Below are 4,193 nucleotides of genomic sequence, written 5' to 3'. Positions count from 1 at the left end.
TGGCAACTAGTTGGACTATGCTTGCTGGGGGGCTGTCAAACAGCGCCGCCTTCGTATCCCACGGTACAGGTGAGCCGCACGATTAGTGGTAACTCGATCGAGTGGGTAGATAAATCTCAACAGCCACCTATGCTCCAACAGGGGAGATTGATCGGGATCGATGCTCCAGATCTGGGGCAAGAACCCTGGGGAAAGCAAGCCAAGCAAAGATTGGAAGAATTAATCGGTACGGCGGGTAAGGGTAGTGTCAGTATCGAATTAGATGGTGCTGAGGCTGATAAATACGGGCGCAAGTATGTCTATTTGTGGAAAGATGGTCGCTTGCTCAATCAAGAGCTAATCGAGGATGGCTATGTTTTGGCAATTACGCGCAGTGGTGCGACTGGCAATGCTCGTGGGATTAAATATCGCGATCGATTTATTCAGGGGAGTCAATATGCCCGCATTATGGGTGTGGGGATCTGGAATCCCGAACGCCCGATGCGAATGAGTCCATCTCAATTTCGCAAGGAGGAGCGGTGAGGAGGGATGGGAGATGGGAGTTGGGAGTTGGGAGTTGAGTGCTTGATAAAATGCAGGGAGCAGTCCCGATCTACAATAGATATATCTCGATCGATTATTTAAGAATAACTTGTCTAAAAGTCTGTAATCGATCGGTTGAGAACTTTCCATCCAGACGATTGATACTATTCATCAAGTTCTGCTCCCATCTCCCATCTCCTACCTCCCAATTATGCTACTAAAATCTACAACTCGTCATATCCATATTTACACTGCCGAGGTAAAGAAAAATGAACTCGTACCGAGCGAACAAGCGCTGACGCTAGATGTCGATCCTGATAATGAGCTGGTGTGGAGTGAGGACGCACTGCGTAAGATTTATGGACAATTTGATGACTTGGTTGAGTCTTACAGTGGTGCCGATCTGACTGAGTATAATTTGCGCCGCATCGGCTCGGATTTGGAACATTTTGTCAGAGATCTGCTCCAAAAGGGTGAGATCGGTTATAATCTCGACAGTAGAGTGTTAAATTACAGCATGGGTTTACCCCAAGTAGTCAGTAAAACCGCTGATTAATTCAGTTTACTACTGTGCTATTGCTTTTTAGACACCTCTATATCTCGTTTACTCAACTTTATATCTCCTATTCCCTCTTCTACAATCGTGTAAGTAAGTAGTTGGGGGTAGTTTTTTGGATATTTGGCGATCGCACCAATATATAGAGTAAGGTGCTAAACCACAAGCTTATTCTAATTAGCAATGTTTAATTTACCAAAGTCCGGCGCGACTGGGGAGTGGATATACGATCGATGTTGTCAACGTTTGGATGATGGCTGGCTGGTAGGTACGGATGGCAAGGCTGTAATCGATCGAGCCGAGCAAATATTAGCTGCGTGTACGATCGAACGACCCCATTTTACCTCGATCGCGACATCCGATCCGCTTGAATTCATTGCGATGTTGATGGCTGGGTGTAAGTTAAATTTACCGATTTTTTTGGCTAATCCTGGCTGGGGTACTTTTGAGCGGGAACAGGTATCGAAGTTAACCACACTCGATCTCACGCAGCATCAACAGCTCATCATGATACCGACGGGAGGATCGTCGGGAATCATCAAATTTGCGACTCATAGCTGGGAAACTTTAAGTGCTACGGTGAGGGGATTTCAAGAGTTTTATGAACTAGAGCATATTAATACTGTCTGTACTCTACCGCTCTATCATGTCAGTGGTTTGATGCAATTATGTCGATCGCTATTAACTGGTGGTAAGCTCGCTATTGTCGATTTTCATGAGCTTTGCGCCAATCCAGTCATACTCACCAAACAGCTTGAATTAGAGCATTATTTTATCTCATTAGTACCGACTCAATTGGCAAAATTATTAGCACTTAATTCTGCATGGTTGGCTCGATTTGACACAATTTTACTTGGGGGTGCGCCACCAAGTTCCGAACTACTCAATAGTGCCAGAATTGCTCGACTACCGATTGCTTTAACCTATGGGATGACTGAAACTGGTTCGCAAGTTACCAGTCTCAAGCCAGCAGAATTCTTGGCGGGAAATCGCAGTTGTGGCAAGGCTTTGCCTCATGCTAAGATCGGCATAAAATCTGATAGCAAGCTTACTAATAACACGCCACAAAGCGATCGAGTTGGCTCGATTCAGATTCAAGCTACTTCATTAATGTTTGGCTATTTTCCCGATTTAGATCGACAGTTTGAATTCGAGTCAGATGACATTGGGACGATCGATAAAGATGGCTATCTAACGATTGTCGATCGAAATAGTAGTAAAATTATTAGTGGCGGTGAAAATATCTATCCGATTGAGGTTGTCGAGGTAATTATGGCAACTGGATTGGTTGCCGATGTGTGGGTAGTTGGATTGTCAGATTGCTATTGGGGGCAAGCAGTCACCGCTGTATATGTAGCCCGTGAACTGCCCGTTTCCGCTGCAATATTATCAGCAGCGATCGCGGGTAAAATTAGTAAGTATAAGCTGCCGAAATATTGGGTAAGTGTCGATCGCATTCCTCGCAATTCTTTAGGAAAGGTGTTGACTAATGAAGTTGAAAACCTCGCTAGAGCAGCCCGATAATTATCTCCACTCATTATCTTGGTTTGCTGTCTTTTCTTGACGCGCCATACTTTTTTGCGTATCCTAAATAGTCAGCCCTCAAGTTCACAATTGTCAAACTAGGAGAACAAATTGCGCTACCTCTTTATAGTTATGGCGATGATGCTATCAGTTTCAATGCGGGCAGACGCGTCCGAACGTCTAGTCGGCACTCCAGAAGCAAGACAGCTTACAGATAGCATCATGTCCAAAATCGCCGCAGGAGATGCGGAAGCAGGGCTACGTCTAGCAAAGCCTTATTTGATAATTCCCGATGCCGAATTCAAGGAAATGGTGAGTCAGACAAACTTGCAAATGCCGAAGCTCGGGCAGCGTTTTGGCAAGAGTGTTGGGTACGAATTCATCCGCGAAGACAAGGTTGGTACGAGCTTTTATCGGATTATCCAGGTGCAGCGATTTGAAAAGCATATCACTCGAGGGACATTCTACTTTTATAAAACTCCCACGGGTTGGGTTTTGAACACCTTCAACTTCGATGACAAGATTCAGCTTCTATTTGATGCTGGGGGTTAACCCAAGCTATTCAAAATGGTGGACATGCTGTAGATGAAACGGCTGTTGCTTCAAGCCGTTGGGGAACAGATGCGTGTGCAAAACTCTTACCTCTTACCTAACACCTTATTTAATACACCACCGCTGCTCGGCTGCTGGCTGAGTTGGAAGCGGCTGTTTTCGATCTATTTTGCTAGCCTTGGAATCCGCTGAGCTAGTTGAAGGGTTAGCGCTCGAAATGCACCAGTTTTGCTCGGTAACGGCATTCTTCGCTTCAGATATCAGGTGAGTGGATTGTTGAGCTAGATTTGTCCACAGGGGTTGAATATACTGACGACTAACTATGCTAATATCCGTGGCATATTTTTTGATGGATCGTGAATTTAGCTGCCAACTTTGTCCAGCAAACTTAGTTTTAATTTCGAGATCGTTATCGACAAGTAAGACATTTCTAGCGGCGATAGTGCCGCCAATTAGCAAACAGATGAAACCCCAAGATAACCAACCGTTAGAATTATTTGGCTTGGGAGTTGGGGGTTTAGGCTGACTCTTGTTATCGGGTTTTGCAGATGTCATCTTAGTTGAGTAACTAAATGGATCGATTCGGGCAGAATCAGTTTTTCCATCCCTAATCTTACAGCACCTTGCGAGCCGGGGAGGGAGAAGACGAGGAGCCGATCGTAGGTACCTGCAATCGCCCGCGAAGCAATCGCCCGCGAGCCGATTTCTTGATAGCTAAGCATTCTAAAAATCTCCCCAAAACCGGGCAAAGTTTTAGTGAGAAGGCTGGAGATCGCCTCATAGGTGGTATCGCGGGGCGAGATGCCAGTACCACCATTAAATACGATCGCTTGAATCGATCGCAGCTCTAGCATGTTAGTTAGAACCATAGCAATCTGCGGCGATTCGTCCGGAATAATCTGATACTTACCGATCCTATGTCCCGCAGATTGTAGCAGTTCTTGGATAAGGGCACCACTGCGATCGGTTTCGGGCGTACGAGTATCGCTGACCGTGATGACCGCGAAATTAATGCTAATGTGGTGCGGATCTGGATGGG

General features: G+C 45.6%; 6 protein-coding genes. 4 read left to right on the top strand and 2 right to left on the bottom strand.

What is annotated here, in order from left to right; genetic code table 11:
- The 4 genes from RMO35_RS24795 to RMO35_RS24780 all read left to right on the top strand — a co-directional run.
- The coding region (locus RMO35_RS24795) for a thermonuclease family protein (RefSeq protein WP_309745371.1) at positions 1 to 522 on the top strand (522 nt) is incomplete at its 5' end.
- Positions 523 to 733: 211 nt separating this feature from the next.
- Entirely contained in the window at positions 734 to 1,078 is a 345-nt protein-coding gene (locus RMO35_RS24790) for an NAD(P)H-quinone oxidoreductase subunit M (RefSeq protein ID WP_309745370.1), read from the top strand.
- Between the two features lie 183 nt (positions 1,079 to 1,261).
- Positions 1,262 to 2,602: an AMP-binding protein gene (locus RMO35_RS24785; protein ID WP_309745368.1), complete on the top strand. Its 1,341-nt coding sequence runs from the start codon at positions 1,262 to 1,264 to the stop codon at positions 2,600 to 2,602.
- Positions 2,603 to 2,740: 138 nt separating this feature from the next.
- Entirely contained in the window at positions 2,741 to 3,154 is a 414-nt protein-coding gene (locus tag RMO35_RS24780; RefSeq protein ID WP_309745366.1) for a hypothetical protein, read from the top strand.
- A gap of 105 nt (positions 3,155 to 3,259) precedes the next feature.
- Here RMO35_RS24780 and RMO35_RS24775 read toward each other — a convergent pair whose 3' ends face one another.
- Both RMO35_RS24775 and RMO35_RS24770 read right to left on the bottom strand, forming a co-directional pair.
- Positions 3,260 to 3,709, bottom strand: coding sequence for a hypothetical protein (locus tag RMO35_RS24775; RefSeq protein ID WP_309745364.1), 450 nt, complete (start codon positions 3,707 to 3,709; stop codon positions 3,260 to 3,262).
- Positions 3,706 to 4,193, bottom strand: a 488-nt coding sequence (locus RMO35_RS24770; RefSeq protein WP_309745362.1) for a molybdenum cofactor biosynthesis protein B, incomplete at its 5' end; no start/stop codon positions are given. The genes RMO35_RS24775 and RMO35_RS24770, both read right to left, overlap by 4 nt.

Source organism: Chamaesiphon sp. OTE_20_metabat_361, from assembly GCF_031364565.1.
The sequence above is the reverse complement of the archived record's forward strand: the minus strand, read 5'-3'. Positions and strand labels throughout refer to the sequence as shown.